At 73.7% G+C, this 22,173-nt stretch carries 25 protein-coding genes and 1 tRNA gene; 18 read left to right on the top strand and 8 right to left on the bottom strand.

Features of this window, described 5'->3' with window-relative positions:
- The first annotated feature begins 44 nt into the window (after positions 1 to 44).
- From GH723_RS13195 to GH723_RS13140, 12 genes are all read left to right on the top strand, one after another.
- Positions 45 to 560: a (2Fe-2S)-binding protein gene (locus GH723_RS13195; RefSeq protein ID WP_153760082.1), complete on the top strand. Its 516-nt coding sequence runs from the start codon at positions 45 to 47 to the stop codon at positions 558 to 560.
- On the top strand, positions 557 to 1,390 hold the full coding sequence (locus tag GH723_RS13190; protein ID WP_153760081.1) for an FAD binding domain-containing protein: 834 nt from the start codon (positions 557 to 559) through the stop codon (positions 1,388 to 1,390). Before GH723_RS13195 ends, GH723_RS13190 begins: the two co-directional genes overlap by 4 nt.
- Positions 1,387 to 2,295 carry an AAA family ATPase gene (locus tag GH723_RS13185; protein ID WP_229022825.1) on the top strand — a complete coding sequence of 303 codons (909 nt, stop codon included), beginning with the start codon at positions 1,387 to 1,389 and terminating at the stop codon, positions 2,293 to 2,295. Before GH723_RS13190 ends, GH723_RS13185 begins: the two co-directional genes overlap by 4 nt.
- Positions 2,285 to 3,421: a vWA domain-containing protein gene (locus GH723_RS13180; RefSeq protein ID WP_195210294.1), complete on the top strand. Its 1,137-nt coding sequence runs from the start codon at positions 2,285 to 2,287 to the stop codon at positions 3,419 to 3,421. The genes GH723_RS13185 and GH723_RS13180 overlap by 11 nt, the downstream gene beginning before the upstream one ends.
- The gene (locus GH723_RS18875; RefSeq protein WP_153760080.1) at positions 3,418 to 3,732 is read left to right on the top strand and encodes an XdhC family protein; all 315 of its coding nucleotides are present in this window, start codon (positions 3,418 to 3,420) and stop codon (positions 3,730 to 3,732) included. Before GH723_RS13180 ends, GH723_RS18875 begins: the two co-directional genes overlap by 4 nt.
- 2 nt (positions 3,733 to 3,734) lie before the next feature.
- Positions 3,735 to 4,529 carry an XdhC family protein gene (locus tag GH723_RS13170; RefSeq protein WP_153760079.1) on the top strand — a complete coding sequence of 265 codons (795 nt, stop codon included), beginning with the start codon at positions 3,735 to 3,737 and terminating at the stop codon, positions 4,527 to 4,529.
- Between the two features lie 4 nt (positions 4,530 to 4,533).
- Entirely contained in the window at positions 4,534 to 5,094 is a 561-nt protein-coding gene (locus GH723_RS13165; RefSeq protein WP_153760078.1) for a nucleotidyltransferase family protein, read from the top strand.
- Entirely contained in the window at positions 5,085 to 5,837 is a 753-nt protein-coding gene (locus tag GH723_RS13160) for an SRPBCC family protein (RefSeq protein ID WP_153760077.1), read from the top strand. Before GH723_RS13165 ends, GH723_RS13160 begins: the two co-directional genes overlap by 10 nt.
- 11 nt (positions 5,838 to 5,848) lie before the next feature.
- Positions 5,849 to 6,334: a DUF501 domain-containing protein gene (locus tag GH723_RS13155; RefSeq protein WP_195210293.1), complete on the top strand. Its 486-nt coding sequence runs from the start codon at positions 5,849 to 5,851 to the stop codon at positions 6,332 to 6,334.
- On the top strand, positions 6,327 to 7,232 hold the full coding sequence (locus GH723_RS13150) for a Ppx/GppA phosphatase family protein (protein WP_195210292.1): 906 nt from the start codon (positions 6,327 to 6,329) through the stop codon (positions 7,230 to 7,232). The genes GH723_RS13155 and GH723_RS13150 overlap by 8 nt, the downstream gene beginning before the upstream one ends.
- A gap of 215 nt (positions 7,233 to 7,447) precedes the next feature.
- On the top strand, positions 7,448 to 8,542 hold the full coding sequence (locus tag GH723_RS13145; protein WP_153760074.1) for a pyridoxal-phosphate-dependent aminotransferase family protein: 1,095 nt from the start codon (positions 7,448 to 7,450) through the stop codon (positions 8,540 to 8,542).
- Complete coding sequence (locus GH723_RS13140; RefSeq protein WP_195210291.1) at positions 8,539 to 9,129, top strand: GNAT family N-acetyltransferase; 591 nt, start codon at positions 8,539 to 8,541, stop codon at positions 9,127 to 9,129. Before GH723_RS13145 ends, GH723_RS13140 begins: the two co-directional genes overlap by 4 nt.
- Positions 9,130 to 9,142: 13 nt before the next feature.
- Here GH723_RS13140 and GH723_RS13135 read toward each other — a convergent pair whose 3' ends face one another.
- The 4 genes from GH723_RS13135 to GH723_RS13120 are packed head-to-tail and all read right to left on the bottom strand — an operon-like array spanning position 9,143 to position 12,635.
- A complete protein-coding gene (locus GH723_RS13135; RefSeq protein WP_153760072.1) occupies positions 9,143 to 9,709 on the bottom strand; it encodes a dihydrofolate reductase family protein in 567 nt (188 codons plus the stop codon).
- Entirely contained in the window at positions 9,706 to 10,752 is a 1,047-nt protein-coding gene (locus tag GH723_RS13130) for an NAD-dependent epimerase/dehydratase family protein (RefSeq protein WP_153760071.1), read from the bottom strand. The genes GH723_RS13135 and GH723_RS13130 overlap by 4 nt, the downstream gene beginning before the upstream one ends.
- Positions 10,752 to 11,621 (bottom strand): lysophospholipid acyltransferase family protein, encoded by an 870-nt coding sequence (locus GH723_RS13125; protein WP_153760070.1) that lies wholly within the window; start codon positions 11,619 to 11,621, stop codon positions 10,752 to 10,754. Before GH723_RS13125 ends, GH723_RS13130 begins: the two co-directional genes overlap by 1 nt.
- Positions 11,622 to 11,666: 45 nt before the next feature.
- Positions 11,667 to 12,635, bottom strand: a complete 969-nt coding sequence (locus GH723_RS13120; RefSeq protein WP_153760069.1) for a PD-(D/E)XK nuclease family protein — start codon at positions 12,633 to 12,635, stop codon at positions 11,667 to 11,669.
- Between the two features lie 63 nt (positions 12,636 to 12,698).
- Here GH723_RS13120 and GH723_RS13115 point away from each other — a divergent pair, with 63 nt between their 5' ends.
- Positions 12,699 to 13,058, top strand: coding sequence for a hypothetical protein (locus GH723_RS13115; RefSeq protein ID WP_153760068.1), 360 nt, complete (start codon positions 12,699 to 12,701; stop codon positions 13,056 to 13,058).
- A 9-nt stretch (positions 13,059 to 13,067) separates the two neighbouring features.
- Here GH723_RS13115 and GH723_RS13110 read toward each other — a convergent pair whose 3' ends face one another.
- Together GH723_RS13110 and GH723_RS13105 are read right to left on the bottom strand one after the other, a co-directional pair.
- Entirely contained in the window at positions 13,068 to 14,513 is a 1,446-nt protein-coding gene (locus GH723_RS13110; RefSeq protein ID WP_153760067.1) for a DNA-methyltransferase, read from the bottom strand.
- A gap of 76 nt (positions 14,514 to 14,589) precedes the next feature.
- Positions 14,590 to 15,282 carry a hypothetical protein gene (locus GH723_RS13105; protein ID WP_153760066.1) on the bottom strand — a complete coding sequence of 231 codons (693 nt, stop codon included), beginning with the start codon at positions 15,280 to 15,282 and terminating at the stop codon, positions 14,590 to 14,592.
- 84 nt (positions 15,283 to 15,366) lie between these two features.
- Between GH723_RS13105 and GH723_RS13100 the strand changes: the two genes are divergently transcribed.
- Both GH723_RS13100 and GH723_RS13095 read left to right on the top strand, forming a co-directional pair.
- Positions 15,367 to 15,453, top strand: a tRNA-Leu gene (locus GH723_RS13100).
- 61 nt (positions 15,454 to 15,514) lie between these two features.
- Positions 15,515 to 16,009, top strand: a complete 495-nt coding sequence (locus GH723_RS13095; protein WP_153760065.1) for a beta-class carbonic anhydrase — start codon at positions 15,515 to 15,517, stop codon at positions 16,007 to 16,009.
- 6 nt (positions 16,010 to 16,015) lie between these two features.
- Here the strand turns inward: GH723_RS13095 and GH723_RS13090 are convergent, their stop codons facing one another.
- Positions 16,016 to 17,020 (bottom strand): Gfo/Idh/MocA family protein, encoded by a 1,005-nt coding sequence (locus GH723_RS13090; protein ID WP_153760064.1) that lies wholly within the window; start codon positions 17,018 to 17,020, stop codon positions 16,016 to 16,018.
- A 114-nt stretch (positions 17,021 to 17,134) separates the two neighbouring features.
- On the opposite strand from GH723_RS13090, the gene GH723_RS13085 reads away from it, so the two are divergent.
- A complete protein-coding gene (locus tag GH723_RS13085; RefSeq protein WP_153760063.1) occupies positions 17,135 to 18,082 on the top strand; it encodes a D-isomer specific 2-hydroxyacid dehydrogenase family protein in 948 nt (315 codons plus the stop codon).
- A 188-nt stretch (positions 18,083 to 18,270) separates the two neighbouring features.
- Positions 18,271 to 18,897, top strand: coding sequence for a TetR/AcrR family transcriptional regulator (locus GH723_RS13080; RefSeq protein ID WP_153760062.1), 627 nt, complete (start codon positions 18,271 to 18,273; stop codon positions 18,895 to 18,897).
- Between the two features lie 3 nt (positions 18,898 to 18,900).
- Here GH723_RS13080 and GH723_RS13075 read toward each other — a convergent pair whose 3' ends face one another.
- Positions 18,901 to 19,797, bottom strand: a complete 897-nt coding sequence (locus GH723_RS13075) for an LLM class flavin-dependent oxidoreductase (RefSeq protein WP_153760061.1) — start codon at positions 19,795 to 19,797, stop codon at positions 18,901 to 18,903.
- Positions 19,798 to 19,956: 159 nt separating this feature from the next.
- Between GH723_RS13075 and GH723_RS13070 the strand changes: the two genes are divergently transcribed.
- Positions 19,957 to 22,122: a M48 family metallopeptidase gene (locus GH723_RS13070; RefSeq protein ID WP_195210290.1), complete on the top strand. Its 2,166-nt coding sequence runs from the start codon at positions 19,957 to 19,959 to the stop codon at positions 22,120 to 22,122.
- The last annotated feature ends 51 nt before the right edge of the window (positions 22,123 to 22,173 follow it).

Here is a 22,173-nt window from a genome sequence, read left to right as displayed (position 1 = left end):
AGGGGTAGTCTCCCGACTGTCGACAGCGACGAGCCGGGGGATGCATGGAGATCACGCTGAGGATCAACGGCGCCGAGCACCGCGCGGACGTGGAGCCGCGCACGCTGCTCGTGCACTTCATCCGGGAGACCGCCGGTCTCACCGGGACGAACATCGGCTGCGACACGTCGTCGTGCGGCGCGTGCACCGTCCACCTCGACGGCGAATCGGTGAAGTCGTGCACGGTGCTCGCCGTGCAGGCCGACGGCAGCGAGATCACCACCATCGAGGGCCTGGCCGCGGCGGACGGCACGCTGCACCCGATGCAGGAGGCGTTCCGCCAGCACCACGGCCTCCAGTGCGGCTACTGCACGCCGGGCATGGTCATGGCCGCCACCTCGCTGCTCGAGGAGAACCCGGACCCGACCGAGCGCGAGGTCCGAGAGGGCCTCGAGGGCAACCTGTGCCGCTGCACCGGCTACCACAACATCGTCAAGGCGGTCCTGGCCGCGGCGTCGGGCGACCCGTCGTCGGAGCCGTCGATGACCCCGGTCGACGTCACCTCCGGAGGGCGGTCGTGATCCCCGCCGCCTTCGAGTACGTCCGCGCCGACAGCGCCGACCACGCCATCGCCCTCCTCGGCGGGCACGGGGACGAGGCCAAGCTGCTCGCCGGCGGCCACTCGCTCCTCCCGATGATGAAGCTGCGCCTCGCCGTCCCCGGCGTGCTCGTCGACGTGGGACGCCTGTCGGACCTGCGCTACGTGCGCGACGCCGGCGACCACGTCGCGATCGGTGCGCTCACCCGCCACCGCGACCTCGAGGTCGACCCGCTCCTCGCCGCCGAGGTCCCCCTGCTCGCCCACGCCGCGTCCCACGTCGGCGACCCGCAGGTCCGCCACCGCGGCACCATCGGCGGCACGCTCGCCCACTCCGACCCGGCATCGGATCTGCCCGCGGCGCTCCTCGCGCTCGACGCCACCCTGGTCGCCACCGGCGCCGGCGGCGCCACCCGCGAGATCCCGATCGGCGAGTTCTTCACCGGCTACTTCGAGTCCGCCCTCGCCGAGGACGAGATGCTCACCGAGGTGCGCGTCCCCAAGGCTGCGGGCGTCGGCTGGTCGTTCCAGAAGTTCAACCGGCGGGCGCAGGACTGGGCCATCGTCGGCGTGGCCCTCGTGCACGGCGCGGGACGCACCGGCATCGGCCTGGTCAACATGGGCTCCACGCCGCTGCGGGCGACGGCCGCCGAGTCGGCGCTGTCCCAGGGCGCGTCGCTCACCGACGCCGCGGGGGTCGCCGACGAGGGCACCGAGCCCACGGCCGACCTCAACGCGTCGGAGGAGTACCGGCGGCACCTGGCGCGGGTGCTCGTGCGGCGGGCGCTCGAGGAGGCGGGCGCACGGACGTGACGCCCGGGTCGGTCGACGACGTCCGTGACGCGCTGGCCGCGCACGAGTACCTCGCCGACGAGGGTCTCGCCACGGCGATCTTCCTCGCGATGCGGCTGCACCGGCCGTTGCTGCTCGAGGGCGAGGCCGGTGTCGGCAAGACCGAGGTGGCCAAGACGCTCGCCCGCTGGACCGGCGGCGAGCTCATCCGGCTCCAGTGCTACGAGGGCATCGACCTCGGCCAGGCGGCGTACGAGTGGGACCACGCCCGCCAGCTGCTGCACCTGCGCACGGCGGAGGCCACCGGGGCGGCCACGCGGGACGAGACCGATCGACTCGAGGACGAGCTGTACAGCGAGCGGTTCCTCGTCCGCCGCCCGCTGCTGCGGGCGCTCGACCACGGCGAGGGCGTCCCGCCGGTGCTGCTCATCGACGAGCTCGACCGGGCCGACGACGAGTTCGAGGCCTTCCTCCTCGAGATCCTCTCCGACTTCACGATCACGGTCCCCGAGCTGGGCACCTTCCGGGCGCCCACCCCACCGCTCGTCGTCGTCACCTCCAACCGCACCCGCGACCTGCACGACGCGCTGAAGCGCCGGTGCCTCTACCACTGGGTCGAGCACCCGGACTTCGAGCGGGAGGTCGCCGTGGTGCGGATGCGGGCCCCCGACGTCGCCGAGTCCCTCGCCCGCCAGGTCGCGGCGGCCACCGCGGGTCTCCGGGACCTCGGCCTCTACAAGCCGCCGGGGGTGGCCGAGACGATCGACTGGGCCACCGCCGTCCACCTGCTCGGCCAGCGCGACCTCACCGTCGACACGATCGACGCCACGCTCGGCACCGTCCTCAAGTACCGGGAGGACCAGGAGCGCGTCCGCGGCCGCGGGTTGCAGGCGCTCGTCGAGGACGCGGCGCGCCGTGCCACCTGACGGGGTCGAGGTGACCACCGGCGTCGACCGGGCGGTGGTCGGCTTCGTCGCCGCGCTGCGGCGTGCCGGACTCGTCGTGCCGGTGGGCAGCACCGTGCTGTTCGTCCAGGCCCTCGGCGAGGTCGGGCTCGACGACCGGGCCGGGGCGTACTGGGCGGGCCGGGCCACGCTCGTCACCCGGCCCGAGGACGTCCCCGTCTACGACGAGGTGTTCCGCGCCTACTGGGACCACGGCGCGGCGGCGGTCCTGCGCGGCGCATCGGCACCGGAGCGCATCACCGTCGCACTGGACGACGGCGAGGACGACCCGTCCGAGGCGCCCGACGAGTCGGGCGACGAGGAGGGGCCGGTCCTGTCGGTGCGCTACAGCGCCCAGGAGGTGCTGCGCGAGCGCGACTTCGCCAGCTGCACCGACGAGGAGCTGGCCGAGGCCCACCGGCTGATGGACCGCATGCGCGTCGTGTCGGCCCGCCGCCCGTCCCGTCGGCGTCGCCACGTCGGCGAGGCCGGCGCCCGCATCGACCTCGGACGCACCCTGCGCGACGCCCTGCGCCGGGGCGGCGAGACCACCCGGCTCTCGACGACGGCACCGGGGGAGCGGCCCCGGCGCCTCGTCCTGCTCGTCGACATCAGCGGCTCGATGGAGCCCTACGCCCGCTCGCTCGTCCGCTTCGTCCACGCCGCCGTCGTCGGTCGGGCCCGCGTCGAGGCGTTCACGCTCGGCACCCAGCTCACCCGGATCACGCGCGAGCTCGCCTCGCGGGACCCCGACGCCGCCGTCGCTCGGGCGGCCGACGCCGTCGAGGACTGGTCGGGCGGCACCCGCCTCGGCGAGATGCTGCGGACGTTCAACGACCAGTGGGGGGTCCGCGGCATGGCTCGCGGCGCCGTGGTCGTGATCCTCTCCGACGGCTGGGACCGGGGCGACCCGGACCTGCTCGCCGAGCAGATGGGTCGGTTGCACCGGGTGGCCCACCGCGTCGTGTGGGTCAACCCCCTGAAGGCCACGCCCGGCTACGAGCCGTTGGCGCGCGGGATGGCCGCGGCGCTGCCGTTCGTGGATACGTTCATCGCAGGCCACTCGCTGGCCGCGCTGGAGCACCTCGCGGAGGAGATCGCAGCATGAGGGAGATCCTCGACGACATCGAACGCTGGCGTGCGGCCGGCAAGCGCGTCGCGGTGGCACGCGTCGTCGACATCGACGGGTCCGGGCCGCGAGAACCGGGGGCGGCCATGGCCGTCAACGAGGACGGCGAGGTCGCCGGCTCGGTGTCGGGCGGCTGCGTCGAGGGGGCCGTCGTCACCGAGGCCCTCCAGATCCTCCAGGGCGCCGAGCGGCGGATCGTGACGTTCGGGTACAGCGACGACGAGGCGTTCGCCGTCGGCCTCACCTGCGGCGGCACCGTCCACCTCTTCATCGAGCCGCTGGACTGGTAGCGGTGGCCGATCCCGCCCCGATCTACGAGATCCTGCGCGAGCGGCTGCGCGCCGAGGAGCCCGTCGCCCTGGCGACGGTCGTCGAGGGGCCGGGTGCCGGGAGCAAGCTGCTCGTCGTGCCGGGCCAGGACCCGGTCGGCTCGCTCGGCAACGAGGACCTCGACCGCGTCGTCGGTCGCGACGTGCGGGGCGAGCTCGACGCAGGTCGGTCCGGGATGCGCCACTACGGCCCCCGCGGCCAGGCGGGCGAGACCACGGTGTCGGTGTTCATCGAGTCCTTCGCGCCGCCGCCGCAGATGTGGATCTTCGGTGCCGTCGACTTCACCGCGGCGCTGGCACGGGTCGCCAAGGTGCTGGGGTACAGGGTCACGGTGTGCGACGCCCGACCGGTGTTCGCCACCGAGCGCCGCTTCCCGATGGCCGACGAGGTGGTCGTCGACTGGCCCCACCGCCTCGTGGAGGCCCGGGGCGCCGAGCTCGGTCCGAGCGACGCTGTGTGCGTGCTCACCCACGACCCGAAGTTCGACGTGCCGGCCATCGTCGCCGCGCTCGCCACCGACGTCGGCTACCTCGGGGCGATGGGCTCGCGCCGCACCGACGAGGACCGCCGAGAGCGCCTGCGGGCCGAGGGCGTCACCGAGGAGCAGCTCGCCCGGATCATGGGGCCGATCGGCCTCGACATCGGCGCCCGCACCCCGGAGGAGACGGCGATCTCGATCCTCGCCGAGGTCATCGCCCTGCGCACCGGCCGACCTGCGCCGTCGCTGCGCGACACCGCCGGCAGCATCCACCGCTAGGCCGATGGGCACGACGGCCGCGGTCGTCCTCGCCGCCGGCGGTGGGCGACGGTTCGAGGGGGAGGGGCACAAGCTCCTCGCGCCCTTCCGTGGCTCCACCGTCGTCACCCAGGCCGTGCAGGCCGCAGTGGACGCCGGGCTCGACGAGGTCGTGGTCGTCGTGGGTGCGATCGACGTGCGCGCCGTGCTCCCCGCCGGGGTGACGGTGGTCGACAACCCGCGCTGGGCCGAGGGCCAGGCCACGTCCCTCCAGGTCGCCCGGCAGGCCGTCGCCGCCGCGGGCCACGACGCGATGGTCGTCGGCCTCGGCGACCAGCCCCTGATCGAGCCGGCGGCGTGGGCGGCCGTCGCCGCGAGCACGTCGCCCATCGCCGTCGCCACCTACGACGGGCAGCGGCGCAACCCCGTCCGCCTGGCCGAGGAGGTCTGGCCTCTGCTCCCGAGCGAGGGCGACGAGGGCGCCCGGTCGCTCATCCGGGGACGGAGCGACCTCGTCGAGGCGGTACCGTGCCCAGGCACGCCCGTGGACATCGACACGCAGGAGGATCTCCGACGATGGAGCTGACGAACGACTTCGAGGTCGCCGTGCCGGTCGAGCGGGCCTGGGCCGTGCTCACCGACGTCGAGCGCATCGCCCCGTGCCTGCCCGGCGCCCAGCTGCAGGAGGTCGAGGGCGACGAGTACCGCGGCGTCGTCAAGGTGAAGGTCGGCCCGATCACCGCCCAGTACAAGGGCAAGGCCACCTTCGAGGAGAAGGACGACGAGAACCACGTCGCGGTGCTGAAGGCCGACGGCCGTGACACCCGCGGCCAGGGCAACGCCAACGCCCGCATCACCGCGCGGCTCGAGGCCGCAGGCGAAGGCACAAAGGTGAGCGTCCACACCGACCTCCAGGTCACCGGCAAGGTGGCCCAGTTCGGACGGGGCGTCATGGCCGACGTGAGCGCCAAGCTGCTCGACCAGTTCGTCGAGAACCTGCACACCACGGTGCTCGCCGGCGAGGAGGGGGCCGAGGAGGCCCCGCCCGCAACCGCCGCCGGGTCCACGTCGGCCGAGCCTGCGGCGAGCAACGCCGGCACCACCGAGGCCGCTGCGGCGACCGCCACCGGCGAGGCGCCCGCGAGCAACGCCGGCCCGGCGGTCGACACCACGCCGTCGAACGTCCGGCGCATCGACCAGCCCGAGGCCAAGCCGGTCGACCTGTTCGACGCCGCCGGCGTCCCGGTCGCCAAGCGCCTGGCACCGACCATCGGTGTGATCGTCATCGTGCTGCTCATCCTGCGCTGGCTCCGCGGGCGGGGCAGCTGACCGCTCCCGGCGTGCACGACGCGGACCGCGGAGCGGTCACCGAGCTGCTCGGCCGGGCGCCCCTCGGGGAGTTCGAGGTCGTCGTCCGTGACGATGCCGGCGTGCCCGTCGTGATCCGCAACGCCCCGCTGCTCGACGACGGCACGCCCATGCCGACCCGCTACTGGCTGGTCGGCGCGGCCGAGCGCGTCGCCGTCGGCCGGTTGGAGTCGCGCGGCGGCGTGAAGCGGGCCGAGGAGGCCGTCGATCCTGGCGCCCTCGCCGCCGCCCACGCCGCGTACGCCGCTGAGCGCGACGCCGAGGTGCCGGCGGACCACGCTGGCCCCCGCCCGTACGGCGGCGTCGGCGGCACCCGGCGCGGCGTCAAGTGCCTGCACGCCCACTACGCCTGGTACCTGGCCGGTGGCGACGACCCCGTCGGCCGATGGGTCGCCGACCACCTCGATGAGCCCGACGAGCCCGGCGTTCCGGACGAGGGGGTACCCGCCGGTGGCTGACCTCGTCGCGGCCGTCGACTGCGGCACCAACACGATCCGGCTGCTCATCAGCGGGCCCGACGGCGACGTCGTCCGCCGCCAGACGATCACCCGGCTCGGCGCCGGCGTCGACCGCACGGGGCGGCTCGACCCGGCCGCCCTCGACCGCACGATCGCCGAGCTGGCCGAGCACCGCCGCCTCCTCGACGAGCACGGCGTCGAGGCCGTCCGGGTCGCCGCCACCTCCGCCGCCCGGAGCGCCACGAACCGGGACGAGCTGCTCGACCGGGCCGAGGCCACGCTCGGCGTGCGGCCCGAGATCCTGCCGGGTGACGAGGAGGGGCGGCTGTCGTTCGCCGGGGCCACCGCCGGGCTCGACCCCTCACGTGGGCCGTTCTGCGTCGTCGACATCGGCGGCGGCTCGACCGAGTTCGCGTACGGGACCACGGAGCTGGAGCGGGTGCTCTCGGTCGAGATGGGCTCGGTGCGCTTCACCGAGCGCTTCGTCGAGTCCGACCCGCCCGAGCCCGAGGAGCTGGTCGCCTGCCTCTCGGTGGCCGAGGCGCACCTGGCCGACGTGCAGAGGGAGCTCCCCGAGCTGGCCGACGTCCGCACGTGGATCGGCGTCGCCGGCACGGTCACGACCGTCGCCGCCGTCGAGCTGGGGTGCGGCGTCGACGAGCCCGGTGCGACCCACCACTTCGAGCTCACCCACGACGCGGCCGAGGACGTGTTCCGCACGCTCGTGACCGAGCCGCTCGAGGACCGCCGCTTCAACCCCGGCCTGCACCCCGACCGGGCCGAGGTGATCGTCGGCGGCTCGGCGATCCTCGTCGCCATCATGCGCTCGCTGCACGTCGACCCGCTCCTCGTCTCCGAGCGCGACCTCCTCGACGGCCTCGCCGCCTCCCTCCGCTGACACCGGGCGCCGACCCCTCGCCGATCGCGCCGGCTCCGCCCCCAGGCGCCGTTCTCGGTACGGCCCGCGACACCCACGGTCGAGTTCCGTACCGAGAATGGAACGCGAGCGGGTAGGCCAGGGCCTGACACCGCTCTTGGTACGGATCGCGACATGTGCGGTGGAGATCGGTACCCAGAACGGAGGGGAGCACGCCGCGCCTAGTGTCAGGCCCGATGCCGCACCGCGAGCGAACCCTCATGGGCCCCGGGCCCGGGAACCCGTACCCCGAGGTCATCGAGGCCTTCTCCCGGCCCGTGCTGGGGCACCTCGATCCCGACTTCATCGCCCTGCTCGACGAGACCAACGAGCGTCTCCGCCAGGTGTGGCGGACGGAGAACCGGCTGACGTTCCCGGTCAGCGGCACGGGCTCGGCGGGCATGGAGGCTGCGTTCGTCAACGTCGTCCGCCCCGGCGACCCCGTGGTGATCGGCGTCAACGGCGTGTTCGGCGAGCGCATGTGCGACGTCGCCGCCCGCTGCGGCGCCGACGTGATCCGGGTCGAGGCGCCCTGGGGCCAGCCGATCGACCCGCAGCGGCTGCTCGACGCCCACCCGTCGCCGGCGATCATCGCGGTCGTCCACGCCGAGACGTCGACGGGCGTGCGCAACGACGTCGCCCCGCTGGCCGACCGACCCGACGGCACGTTGCTGCTCGTCGACTGCGTCACCTCTCTCGGCGGCATCCCGGTCACGGTCGACGAGTGGCGGGTCGACATCGCCTACAGCGGCACCCAGAAGTGCCTCGGCGTCCCCCCGGGCCTGAGCCCGCTCACGTTCTCCGATGCCGCCGTCGACCGGATCGTCGAGCGCCCCTCGTCGTGGTACCTCGACCTCAACATGATCGCCCGCTACGTCACCGGCGAGGGCGCCCGGGCGTACCACCACACCGCGCCGATCAGCATGATCTACGCCCTCCACGCCGGCCTCGGCGTGCTGCTCGACGAGGGACTCGACGCGTCGTGGGCCCGCCACGCCGCCTGCGGGATGGCCCTGCACCAGGGTCTCGAGGCCATGGGCATGGAGCTGTTCGCCGCCGACACCCACCGGTTGCCCGAGCTGACCACGGTGTGGGTCCCCGAGGACCTGCCCGACGGGCTCGACGACGCCACGATCCGTCGCACGCTGCTCGACACCTACGGCATCGAGATCGGCGGCGGGCTCGGCGAGTTCGCGGGGCGCGTCTGGCGGATCGGCCTGATGGGCCACACCGCACGCCAGCGCAACGTCACGCTCCTGCTCGGCGCCCTCGGGGAGGTGCTGGGTCGGTGAGCGCGCTCATCGGCCGCCGCATCGTCCTGCGGCCCCTCGTCATCGGCGACTTCGAGCAGTGGCGCGAGGTGCGTCGACGCAACCACGACTGGCTCACCAAGTGGGAGCCCCAGCGCCTCCCCGGCCACCCCGACGCCGTCGAGGACCGCGACGCCTTCGCCATCCGGTGCAGCGCCCGCCAGCGCGAGCGCCAGCTCGGCACGGCCTACGGGTTCGGCATCTTCGTCGACGGCGACTTCGCGGGCGAGATCAACATCTCGTCGGTCCAGCGGGGCCCGTTCCAGAGCGCCTACGTCGGCTACTGGATCGACGAGCGCCACGCCGGCCAGGGCTACGTCCCCGAGGCCGTCGTGCTCATCTGCCGCTTCGCCTTCGAGGAGCTGCGGCTGCACCGCATCCAGATCTCGATCATCCCCCGCAACGACAAGAGCCGGCGCGTGGTCGAGAAGCTCGACCTGCGCTTCGAGGGCATCGCCGAGCGCTACCTCGAGATCAACGGCGCGTGGGAGGACCACATGCGCTTCGCCATCACCGCCGAGGAGTGGGCCACCCGGGGGGACCAGCTCTCTCGCGACTGGCTCGACTGACCGCGCCGGCGGCTCAGGTGCCCGACCGCTTGGGCAGGTAACGGCAGGCGACGGCACCGGAGCCCAGCTCGTGGCGGTCGACGAGCTCCAGCTCGAGCGGCTGTCGCAGCCCGGCGAACAGGGTCGGCCCGTGTCCGGCCACGACGGGGTGGACGACGAGCTCGTACTCGTCGATCAGCCCGAGGTCGGCGAGCGCCAGCGGCAAGGTGACGCCACCGACGAAGATGCCCCGCCCCGGTTCCGACTTCAGCGCCTCGACGGCCTCGCGCAGGTCGCCCCGGACGAGCTCGGCGTTCCAGTCGACGCTGTCGAGCGTGCTCGACACGACGTACTTCCTCGCGGCGTCGATCGTGCGGGCGAAGGGGATCAGCTCCGCGTCGATCCAGTCCGGCCACTCGCCCGACGCCGGCCGCCGCCACGCCTCCTCCATCATCCCGTAGGTGACCCGGCCGAAGAGCAGGGCGTCGGCCCGCTCCAGGCTCGCGGCCCAGTAGTGGTGGAGCTCCTCGTCGGGTTGGACCGCCTCGTGGTGGCAGCAGCCGTCGAGCGTGACGTTGATCGAGTACCGCAGCGGTCTCACGGTCGGTCAGGATCGCGCACGACGGCGGGGGAGTGGCGGAAGAACTGCTCGACGTCCTGCTCGAACGTGTAGGTCGGGTGGGGGTCGCCGACGGTGGCCCGCAGCCGGGTGGCCTCGGCGAAGGCCCTCACCGTCCCCGCGGTCGTGCACCGGTAGGCGAAGCCGAGGTCCTTCAGCCGGCTGTTGTCGACGCCGCGGCCGTAGCGCAGCAGCGTGAGGAGCTCGTCGGGGAGGTCGAGCCCGAGGCGGCGCAGGGCGATCCCGGCGAGGCCGGTGCCGTACGGGGTGATCGGGAAGGTGCGCTTGCCGCAGATCGCCGCGACCTCGCTCCAGGGCAGGACGCCATCGCCCGCCACGTTGTAGACGCCGCTCAGCCGACGGCGGAGGACGAAGGCCATCGCGGCCACGACGTCGGTCTCGTGGACGAACTGCATGCGGGGGTCGAACCCGGCGATCGAGGGGACGAGCGGCAGCTGCAGCGCCCGGCTGATGGGCGTGACCAGCTCCTCGCCGAGGACCTTGCAGAAGCGCAGCAGCGCGATGTTCACGTGCGGGTTGTCGAGGGCGAAGTCCCGCACGTAGCCCTCGACCTCCTCGAGCGACCGCTCGATCCCCGTCGGCTTGCGGCTGCGCCGTGGCGTTTCCTCGGTGAACCACGTCGGGTCCTGGGCCGAGGAGCCGTAGACGAGCGTCGACGACTTCACGATGACGTCGCGCACCGAGCTCGCGGGGTCGGACGCCGCCGCCAGCAGGTTCATCGTGCCGATCACGTTCGTCTCGTGGACCTGCCGGGACGGCATCTGCGTCTGGTCGACGACGAGGTGGGTGTGGACGATCGTGTCGACCTGGGTGGCCTTCACCAGGCGGGAGAGGATCGAGTACGAGGCGTCGGCCCGGACGAACTCGGTGCGCTCGAGGGGGACCTTCGGCTCCTCGACGCCCATGCCGACGACGACGTCGACGTCGGGCTCCGACTCCAGGGCCTGGGCGACGCGGCCGCCCCAGAACGTGCCGAGCCCGGTGACGAGGACGCGGCGTCCCATCAGCCGAACCAGATCGAGCGGCGCCTGCGGAGCATGTCGTGCAGCTCCTCCTGGATGCGGCCGCGGATCGCCTCTGACTCGTCCATGATCCGGCTGCGGGAGTAGCGGTCCAGGCCGGGCTCGACGTCGAGGCGCACCGGCTCGAGCACCCGGAGGCGGAACTTCGCCGGCAGGTACCCCACGGTGAACGGGATGTAGGGCAGGCCCATCGCCCGGGCGACGGTGGTCGACTTGGCCAGCACGGGCATCGACTCCTCGGCGCCGACGACGGCGATCGGCACGATCGGGACCCCGGCGCGCATGGCGATCTCGACGAAGCCGCCCCGACCGAACCGCCGCAGTCGGTAGCGCTCGCTCACGTGCTTGCCCGGGCCCTTGATGCCTTCGGGGAAGACGAGGACGAGCTGCCCCTGGTCGTGGAGGAGCCGGTACGCGTTGTCGGGGTGGGCGACGACGCCGCCCATGCGCGACCACAGCGTGCCGACGACGGGGATGTCGCGGAACATGTGGTCGGCCAACCCGTAGACGGGGCGGTCGAGCTCGGTCTCGATGCCGTGCATGATCACCGGGGCGTCGGGCGGGACGGCCCCTGCGTGGTTGGCGACGAGGAGGGCGCCGCCCTCGGTGGGGATCCGGTCGAGGTGCTCCCACTCGGCGCGGAACCAGTGCCGGTACATCGGGTCGTACAGGGCCCGGGCCACTGCGCGCATGCGCTCGGATCGACCCCACTCGTCGACGTCGCCGAGGCGGTCCGGGTCGGGCTCCGGGGGCGTCGGGCCCGCGTCGGCGACCGGGGGGAGGTGCACGAGCTCGGTGCTCCGGGGCGCCGTAGTGGTCTCCACGGGCGGTGCCTCCGGACGCTCGGCCATGCCGCGGATGCTACCGGCGGTGTCGTTCGTCGGCCGGGCGGCCGCTCAGCTCCAGTCGTCGTCCTGGTCGAGAGCCCGGAGCCCGGCCTCGCACTCGTGGAGGCGGACGCACCAGCGGCACGCCGGGCCCGTGCGCAGGATCGGCTCGACCGTGCCGTGGGCCAGCCCCACGAGGCGCTCGACGCCGTCGGCCACGCGGGCGACGGTGGCCTCCAGCAGGGGGACGGTGATCGGTTCCGGCCGAGCGACGCCGGCGTCGAGGTAGTAGCTGGTGACGAGACGGGGCGGCACGCCGAGGCGGATCGTCTCCAGCAGGGCGTAGAAGCGCAGGTCGTCGAGGTGGACGGGGGAGAAGCCGCCGGTCTTGAGGTCGATGAGGACCTTGCCCGCCGTCGTGCCCCGAGCGCGTCCGAGCGAGAGGTCCACCTTCCCGGAGAGGATGATGCGGCCCTCCGCCAGCTCGAGGCGGACCCTGCTCTCGGTGACGGGCCGCCAGCGTGACTGCAGCGGCGGGAACATCTCGAGGAACTTGGTGACCCGGTCGAGCGCCTCGGCCCGTAGCTCGATCGTCTCGACCTCGGAGCAGCGCTGGAGGAACTCGGCCAGTCCGTCGCCGCCGTTCGCGAGGCGTGCCATCGACTCGTCGACCAGCTCCGCCGGCGTGGGTTCGCCCCGCCAGTGGACGGACAGCTCGACGGCCTTGTGGGCGACGGTGCCGCGAGCGGTGGGCACGGACCACTCGAACCCTGCGGCCTCGTCCGCCAGGTGGCGGACCTCGCAGCCGTGGACGGCCCCGAGCTTGTGCTTGGAGATGAAGATCGGGTCGTCGGGGTCGATGTCGCCGGCGAGGTGGGCGAGGGCGGACTCGAGCTCCGCCTTCAGCTGGTGGCGCAGCTCGGCGTCGAAGGTGGGCCGCGACTCGCGCGGCGCGCCGAGGAGGTCGAGCACCTCCTGCTGGGCCGGGTTGAGGTCGGCTCCCGCGGATCCCTCGGTGGCCACGCCCTCGGTCGTCACGGGTCCGACGCTAACGGGGCCGGGCCGGCCGGAGTGTCACACCCCCCGGGGAAGATGTCGTCGATGGCCCCCACGACCCGCTCCCGCCCCCGCCGTGCCGACGGCGCCCACTCCGACGCCAGCTCGGTTCGCTTCGCCCACGCCGCCCGTTCCCTGGGGGAGGCGGCACGGGGGCGTGGCCTCGTGGTGCCGGCGTTCCGCAGCCCGCCCCGCCTCGTCGACGTCGACCGGACCATCCGCCGCCGGCGCGACGGTGGCGCCACGGTGTCGGTGCGCCTGCGGGGTCGGCCGTGGCCGGCGGTCCTCGGCGACATGGTGGAGGGGGTCGTCGTCGCCAACGGCCTCACCGGGGCCGATGCCATGCGGGTGCGCACCGCCCTGTGGGAGGCGGTCGACGGGGAGGTGGGAGCCGACGCCGCGTAGCGCCGCCCGTCACCCCAGGTCGTCGTCGGTCCAGAAGCCCGGGAGCGGCGCGGCCTGCTCGCCGGTCGCGTAGGCCGCGAGGCGGTCGAGGCCGTCGGCGCTCCGCACGTCGACCACGTCGAACACGGCGGCTGGCCCTGCGGCGCGCAGGGCCACGGCGCCCTCGCTCGAGCGCTTGGGCACCGCGGTGGTGAGCACGAGCACCGGCACGTCGGGGTAGCGGCCCCGGATCGCCGCCGCCTCGCCGAGCGTGCGCCACACGACCTCGTTGCGCAGCAGACCACCGCGGTGCGCGACGTGCGGCCCGGCCACGCGGACGTGCCAGCGCCGACCGCGCCGGTCGTCGGCCAGGATCGTGCCGGTGGTGCTGGTGCGGGGCAGCTTGCGTCCCTCGGCCTGCACCTCGAACCCGGCGGCGCGCAGCGCCTCCACGGCGAGGCGGCTGGCGGCCATCCCGGCGGCGGCCGCCTCGCCGACGGGTGCGACCTCGCCGGGCTCGTCGTCGTCGTCGGCGGCGGCGTGGGTGGCGCCGCGTGCCGCTCCGTCGGCCTCCTCGGCGACGCGTCGGCGGGCGATCTCGGCGTACTCGGGGTCGAGGTCGTAGCCGACGTAGCGCCGGTCGAGCCGGGCGGCGGCCACGAGCGTCGAGCCGCTGCCCATGAACGGGTCGAGCACCAGGTCGCCGGCATAGGTGTAGAGCCGGATGAGCTGCTCGGGCAGCTCGACGGGGAACGGCGCGGGGTGCCCGACCCGCCGCGCGCTCTCGGGTGGGATGTTCCACACGTCGAGGGTGAGGGCGAGGAAGTCCTCGGTGAGGATCGTGCTCTCGTGGGGGAGCCCGGCGTCGGCCCTCTTCTTGGCCGTGCGAGCCCGGTCGAAGCGACCCTTGCTGGCCACCACGATCCGCTCGGTGACGTCGCGCAGCACCGGGTTGGTGGCCGCCCGGTAGGAGCCCCAGGCGCAGGAGCCGCCGGCCCCCTCGGCCTTCTGCCAGATGATCTCGCCCCGCAGGAGCAGGCCCAAGTCGTGCTCGAGGATGCGGATGACGTCGGCCGAGAGGCTGCGGTAGGGCTTGCGGCCGAGGTTGGCGACGTTCACCGCGATGCGGCCGCCGGGTTCGAGGACGCGGACGCACTCGGCGAACACGTCGGTGAGCATCTGGAGGTACTCGAGGTAGGTGGCGGGCACGCCCTCGCGCTCCAGCTCCTCCTCGTACTGCTTGCCCGCGAAGTACGGGGGCGAGGTGACGACCAGGGCGACCGATCCGTCGGCCAGGGTGTCCATCCGCCGGGCGTCGCCGACGACGAACGGCTCGGCCACCGGGACCGGTGGGAGGACGGTGTCGTCGGAGGTGAGCTCAGGGGCGCGGAAGCGCTCGTAGAACGCGGTGGCGTCGTGGCTCTCCCTGGCCCCGACGCCGAAGTTCGACGTCGACGTCGTGCGCCGTGTGGCCACCCTGCCTCCTCCTGTGCGATCGGCCCACGACGCTACAGGGCGGGGTCGCCTCGGGATCGAACGTGCGCGCGACGCGTCAGCGCCGGCCTGCGAGCGCAGGCTCGCGTGCCGCCCGGGACGAGCGGTCCATGTGGCGTCCGGCGCGCTCCTCGGTGGCGACGAGGCCAGCGATCAGGGACAGCTCGCCGACGTTGGTGAGGAGGCCGGAGATCGCGCCCAGGCCCGAGGCGATGAACATGACGCCGGCGGCGACCGCCAGCCACGGCCAGCCGGCGGCCCGCCACACCCAGGCGCCGAAGCCGAGCAGGATGACGATGGTGGCGATGGCAGGGACCGGCGCGCTGGCCGCCGCGTTGCCGTAGCTGAGGAGCCCGGCCTCGCTCTGCTGATCGAGCTCCAGGCCGACGATGTCGATCACGACGCCCCAGACGACGAGCCCTGTTGCGACGAGGCAGACGGCGGCGTGCCCTATGCGGCTGCGGGCCCAGCCGCCGGCGAGTGTCCTCGCCGCGCCGACGCCGACGATGATCAGCAGCGGCGTGATGAGCGCGTGGATCCAGAAGCGGGGGTACGACAGCGCCTCCAAGGTCGACCCGTGGCCGAGCCAGCGGCCGATGCCGAGGACGGCGTTGTCGTAGACGAGGCCCAGGCCGACCGCCACGACGATGAGCGTGTAGCTCCGTCGATGCCGCCGCCACACGACCAGCCCGTAGGCGGTGAGGCCCGCGAGGACGACGGCGACGACGAGGTGCAGCACCGAGGTGACCACCCTCGGGCGCTACCCGCGAGGCCCCGGCCGACACCCACCGCCGCGGCGGGAGGCAGGAGGGTGCTCTAGCGTGAGCCGGGCTCGGGGCGAGTGGCGGAACTGGCAGACGCAGCTGGCTTAAACCCGGCAGGGCTCCGGCCCGTGGGGGTTCGAGTCCCCCCTCGCCCACCACGAACCCCTGCTCGCCGCTCGCGTGCACGCGGGCTCCCGGCGGCCCGTAGGCTCGCCGCCGATGGCAGAGATCCAACAGCTCCTCGCGGGCAACGCCGGCTACGCCGCCGCCCGCGCCAACGTCGCCGACCCCCGACCGTCCCTGCAGCTGGCCGTGGTCACCTGCATGGACGCACGCATCGACACCTTCGCGGTGCTCGGGCTGCACCTGGGGGAGGCCCACGTCATCCGCAACGCCGGGGGACGGGTCACCGAGGACGTGTTGCGCAGCCTGGCGCTGTCCACCCACGTCCTCGGCGTCACCACCGTCGTCGTGATGCAGCACACCAAGTGCGGTCTGGCGGGCGTGACCGACGAGGAGCTGCAGACGATCACCGGCAGCGACATGCGCTTCCTGCCGATCGCCGACCACGAGGCGGCGCTGCGTGAGGACGTCGAGATCGTCCGCTCCACGCCCTACCTCCAGAAGGTCGACAAGATCGCGGGCTTCGTCTTCGACGTCGAGACCGGCGAGGTCGCGATGCCCGTCCGCTGGGAGCGCGACGCCGACAGCTGACGCCCGTCACCAGGCGGGGCGGGTGACCTCCACCGGCTCGCCGGCGGCCGACGAGGCGTAGGCCGCCTCGATCACCGCCACCGCGGCCCGTCCGTCCATCGCCGTGACCGGCGGCTGCTCGCCCCGTGCGACCGCGGCCACGAACACGCCCTCGATGCTCGGCACCTCGGGGATGGCGAGCCGCTCCGACGTACCGTCGGGTCGCACGAGCTGCGGCGGCGTCGACGCGTCCAGCTCGAGGGTGCCGTCGGTGCCGACCATCCGCCAGAGGTTCTCGGGCCCCGTCCAACCGCAGCGCAGCTGGGCGCTGGCGCCGCCCTCGAACGTGAGCCGAGCCTCGGCCCGCTCCTCGACGCCGCCCCGCCGTCCGAGGGTCACGGCGCTCACCTGGACGACCTCGCGCTCGAGCGCGGTGCGCAGCAGGTCGATCTGGGAGGTGCCGAGCTCCATGAGCGGCCCGCCCCCGGCCTTCTCCTTGTCGAGGTACCAGGTGGCCCCGGGGTTGAGCCGCTCCGGGCCGTGGTGGCCGAACGCGATCTCGACCGATCGGACCTCGCCGACGGCGCCCGAGCGGGCGGCGTCGATCATCGCGGCGTAGGGCCCGATGAACCGCACGCTCATGGCGGGGACGAGGGTGACCCCCTTGCGCGCCGCGACCTTCAACATGGCGTCGGCCTGCGCCGCCGTCAGCGCCATCGGCGACTCGACGAGGACGTGCTTGCCGGTCTCCATCGCCGCCATCGCCATGTCGGCGTGGAGGTGGTTCGGCGTGCAGATGTCGACGGCGTCGATGTGGACCGACGCGGTCACGTGGCGCCACTCGTCGCTCGTCATCGAGTCGGGCTGCCCCGAGCGGCGGGCGGCCTCCTCGGCGTCGGCGATGTCCGTGCTCGCGAAGCGGATGACCCGGGCCCCCGCGGCGCTCAGCGCCGGCACGTGGACCCGCCGGGCGATGTCGCCGCACCCGATGATGCCGATGCGCACGGCCTCGCCGCTCGTCTGGGTGGTCATCGAGTCGCTCCTCCAGCCATCGCCGTCCTCTGTCGATCGCCGCGCGCCCCCGTAGCGTCCCACAGCCACCGTGGACCGGGGGACGCGCCGGCGTCCAGGTGGGAGAGTGGCGCGATGTCCGACGCCCCGACCCCTCGTGACCCGTCCGCACCGCCACGCATCGCCGTCGAGCCGAACTCGGGCCGGGCCGAGTCCCTCCGCGCCGCCGTGGTCGAGGGCGGCGGCGTGCTCGCCGACGTCGAGGACGCCGACGCCCTGGTCTGGGCCGATGCGGCGCGTGCCGACCTGATGCCCGGGCTGCTCGCCCGGGGTCAGCAGCTGCGGTGGGTGCAGCTGCCCTTCGCGGGCATCGAGAACTACGTCCACCTCCTCGACGACGAGCGCACGTGGACGTGCGGGAAGGGCGTGTACGCACCACCGGTGGCCGAGCACGCGCTCGCCCTGGCACTGGCAGGCCTGCGCCACGTCGCCGGCTACGCCCGTGAGCAGCGCTGGAGCGCGCCGGTCGGTCGGAACCTGCTCGGTGCTCGTGTCACGATCCTCGGCGGCGGAGAGATCACCGCGTCGCTCCTCGAGCTGCTCGCGCCGTTCGGCGCGACGACCACGGTCGTGCGCCGCCGATCGACGCCGATGCCCGGCGCGGACCGCACGGTCACCACCGCCGATCTGCACGATGCGCTCGACGGCGCCGACCTCGTCGTCGTCGCGCTGGCGCTCACGCCGGAGACCGAGGGCGTCATCGGCGCCGCGGAGCTCGACGTCCTCCCGTCGCACGCGTGGATCGTCAACGTCGGCCGCGGCCGCCACATCGACACCGACGCGCTGGTCGCGGCGCTCGACGCCGGCCGCATCGGCGGCGCGGCCCTCGACGTGACGGACCCCGAGCCGCTGCCCGAGGGGCATCCGCTGTGGACGCACCCGCGCGCGATCGTGACGCCGCACATCGCGAACACGCCGGAGATGGGCATCCCGCTGCTGGCGGCGAGGGTGACCGAGAACGTCCGCCGCTTCGCCCGAGGCGAGCCACTGCTCGGCCTCGTCGACGTCGACGCCGGCTACTGAGCCGGGGAGGGGCTGGCGGTGCCCGGATCTGACAGCTCCGACCGGCCGACCCGACGTGTGCCTGAGCCGGCCGGTCCGGAGCGCTCCCCCCTGATGTCGCCAACTGTACACACGTGCGTCTACACCTGACAAGGGCCAGATCTGCAACACTGCGGCCCGGGCGACCGCGACCGGGGGGACTGCGGCAGATGGGTCGGATCGAGACGGCGGCGGACGACGACGCCGTGACCAGCGACAACGGCGGCACTCGGCGGCTCCTCGGCCGCGACGAGCGGCGGAGCCAGATCCAGCGGGCGGCGGCCAGCGCGTTCGCGCGAGAGGGCTTCGTCGCCACCTCGATCGACGACGTCGCCGCCGAGGCCGGGATCACGCGCGCCATCGTCTACAGGCACTTCGACTCCAAGGAGGCGCTCTACCGGGCGGTGCTCGAGCACGTGAGCGCCCGGCTGGGCGAGGAGTTCAAGATCCGCCTCGCGTCCCGACAGAGCGGCCTCACCATCGCCACGCACCTCACGGTGGCCAGAGAGAACCCCGACGGCTACCGCCTCCTCTGGGAGCACGCCGTCCGCGAGCCGCGCTTCGCCGACTACGCCGAGGACTTCCGCGAGCGCTCCGTCCGCTCCACCGAGCGGCTGTTCCAGGACCGCATCGCCGACCCCGCGAAGTTCCGATGGGCCGCCCGCCAGACGCTGTCGCAGATCGTCACCTCGGTGCTGCTGTGGCTCGACGAGGGCACGCCCGAGCAGGACGACGTGTTCCTCGAGTTCGCGTCCGAGGGCCTCTGGGCGAGCGTCAACTCCTGGCGTGAGGACTGACCTCTAGTTCTGGAGGGGCAGGACCCGCTCGGCCAGGCGGTCGATCTCCGGACGCCAGTCGTCGGGCTCGACGAGCGGCAGCACGACGAACTTCGACGCCCCGACCTCGACGAAGCGCTCGATGCGCTCCGCGAGCGCGTCGAGGCCGACGGGGATGACGTCGGTGGGGTGGAGCTCGGGGCGCCTCTTCTGCACGAACGCGGCCATGGCCGCCGGCACCTCGTCGTGGGCGTAGGCGATGAGCGCCCCGTAGTGCTCGTCCTCGATCTCGCGCTCGTGCTCGGCGGCGACGCGGCGGATCGTCACGATGCCGTCGCCCACCTCGTCGGGCGTGCAGAACGACGGCAACCACCCGTCGCCGAGTCGACCGACCCGACGGAGCTCGGAGGGCGCGATGCCGCCGAGCCACACGTCGATCGGGTCCTGGACGGGCCGGGGGAGGACCTGCACGCCGGACAGCGAGAAGTGCGGGCCCTCGTGGTCGATCCGCTCGCCGGACCAGAGCCGGCGGATGAGCGGGAGCGCCTCGTCGAAGATCGCCGCGCGCTCCTCCCGTCGGACGCCGAAGGCCTGGTGCTCGGTGGCGTCCCGCGCGCCGAGCCCGAACGCGGGGAGCAGGCGCCCACCGGAGAGGCGATCGAGCGACGCCAGCTGCTTGGCGACGACCGCGGGGTTCCGTCCAGGGAGCACCATCACGCTCATCCCGAACTTCATCTTCTCGGTGCGGGCGGCGGCGACCGCCATCGCGACGACCGGGTCGGGCGCCTCGCCGCCGATGCGGTCGGAGAACCACAGCGAGTCGACGCCTGCCGCCTCCAGGTGCTCGACCAGGCCGATGAAACGTGCCCGGTCGTGGGTCTGGCTGCGGGTGCCCAGGCCGAAGCCGATGCGGATCTTCATGTCGTCCCCCTGTGCCGGCGTGCGGTCGCATCCTGGCACGCCCGCCCGTCGCCGTAGACTGCGGCGCGCGCCCGGGCGTTGAAGATCGGGCGCCGACGTGCCGATGCACGGGGGACGATGGGCGAACGACGATCCGGCGCAGGTGGACGCAGTACGACGGTGCGCTCCCTCGCCGCGGTCGGCCTGGTCGGCGGCGCCTACGTGCTGCTCGTCGTCGTGGCGCTGCTCCTCGTCGTCACCCCGCTCGTCGGATGGTGGCTCGACGAAGCGATCGACCCGATCCTCCTCGTGGCGACCGTGGTCGGACTGGGCCTGCTGTGGACGCTCCTGCCCCAGCGCGAGCCCGTCGTGCCGCCCGGGCCCCGCATCGACCGGGAGGACCAGCCCGAGCTGTGGGAGCTGGTCGAGACGATCTGCACGGTCATGCACGACAAGGTGCCCTCGGAGATCTACCTGCTCGACGAGATGAACGCCTACGTCGCCGACGTGGGCGGCGTCGTGGGGTTCGGCGGGCGGCGCATCATGGGGCTCGGCGTGCCGCTGATGCGGGTCCTCGACGTCGAGGAGTTCGGCGCCGTGGTCGCCCACGAGCTCGGCCACCTGCACCGGGGCGGCGCGGTGCTCGGCGCCCTCGTGTACCGCACCCGCACCTCGATCGGCCGCACGCTGGCCGGGCGGCGCGGCAGCCACCTGCTCTTCGAGCGGTGGGCGTCGTGGTACCTCCGGTTCACCCGCCCGGTGGCGGTCGCGCAGGAGGCCGCCGCCGACGCCCTGGCGGCTCGGGCCACGAGCCCCGCGGCGATCGCCGGCGCGCTCGCCCGCCTGCCCTTCGGCTCGGTCGCCTTCGACGTCTACATGCGCAGCGACTACCTGCCCGTCGTGGAGGCCGGTCACCAGCCGCCGTTTCTCGAGGGCTTCGACCGCTTCCTCTCGAGCAACGTCGCCCAGCAGCACCTCCGCCTCGAGTCCGGTGCGACGTTCGGGTCGACCGCGGGGGCGCCCTTCGACGGACACCCGCCCGTGCCCGAGCGGCTGGCCGCGCTCGGCGTCGACAGCGCGGACTACAAGGGGCGCCCGCTGCCGGACGCGGGTGCGGTGGCGCTGCTGCGCAACCTGCCCCTCGTCGAGTCCCAGCTGGTGGGCCGCCACGTCGACCGGGGCATCCAGCTGGTGCCGATCCCGTGGGCCGACGTCGGGCGCAAGGTGCTGGCGCCGGGATGGGCACGCGAGCGCGCCGAGCTCGTGGGGGACCTGCCGCCCTCGTTCCACCTCGGCGCCCTGCCGCTCGACCGCGACGGGCTGGCCGAGCTGGGGGAGGACGTCGGCCGCCACCTCGGGCGGTCGTTCAGCCGACCGGAGCAGGAGTCCTACGGGCACCACGCGGCGCGGGCGATCATCGGCGAGGTCGCCGTGGCGGCGGGGCTCGGCGTCGAGATGGTTCCGGGCGAGCCGGTGTGGTTCGGCACCCCGCCCGACCAGTTCGGTCTCTTCGTGGCCTACGACGACGTCGTCGACGGTCGGGCGGAGCCGCAGCTCTGGTACACCACCCTTGACGAGGCCGGCCTGCTGCCCCGGGAGCCCGTCGAACCGGTGGGACCCCTCGCACCGTCCGAGCCCTCCGCCGTCGACGACGCGACCGCATCCAGCGTCGACGGCCCACCTGCCACGGCCACGTCGCCCGCGGACGTGCCGTTCGCCGGTCTCTTCGCGCCGCTCGGCGGCCGACGGCCCGAACCGACGATGCCGCGCCCGACGGCCGCCGGCGACGACCGCGTCCGCCAGGAGTTCGAGGTCCCCGTCGGCATGGGCCGTCGCCAGCACCTGGTGATCGACGGCAGCGCGGTCTCGTGGAAGGGCGAGTCGGTGGCGGCCGACGACGTCCGCCACATCGCCTACAGCTCCGGCGACGTGCTCGAGGTCCACCTCTGGACCCCGGGCGGCGACCTCCGCATCCGCATGACCGCCAACGGGCGGAACCAGGAGTCCTCGGTGCCCGCCTGGCAGGCGCTCGTCCGCTGGACGGAGGCCCTCGTCGAGGGCCGACTGGTCGACGCCCACCTGGCCGAGCTGGCCGAGCGCGGCCGCACCACCGTCGCCGAGCAGGTCGTCACCACCGGGGGTGTCGTCGTGAAGGGGCGGGTCGTGCCCTGGTCCGTCCTCGCCGGCGCCCGCTTCGACGGCTCGTCGGTGGTGATCTCCCAGCGGGCCTACGACGGCGCCACCGAGCTCGTGCGGCTCGACGCCAGGGAACCCGACGTCGTGCTCCTCCCCACCCTGATCGCCGCGGCCTCCACCTCGCCCTCGCCCGCCGACGCCGCCGGGTAGCGTGACCGCGGCCCCGGCATCGGGGCCGTCGCACGAGCCACCCAGGGGGAC

Origin of the sequence: Actinomarinicola tropica (genome assembly GCF_009650215.1) — a bacterium.
Classification (GTDB): domain Bacteria; phylum Actinomycetota; class Acidimicrobiia; order Acidimicrobiales; family SKKL01; genus Actinomarinicola; species Actinomarinicola tropica.
This window is presented reverse-complemented; position numbering and strand designations above follow the sequence as displayed.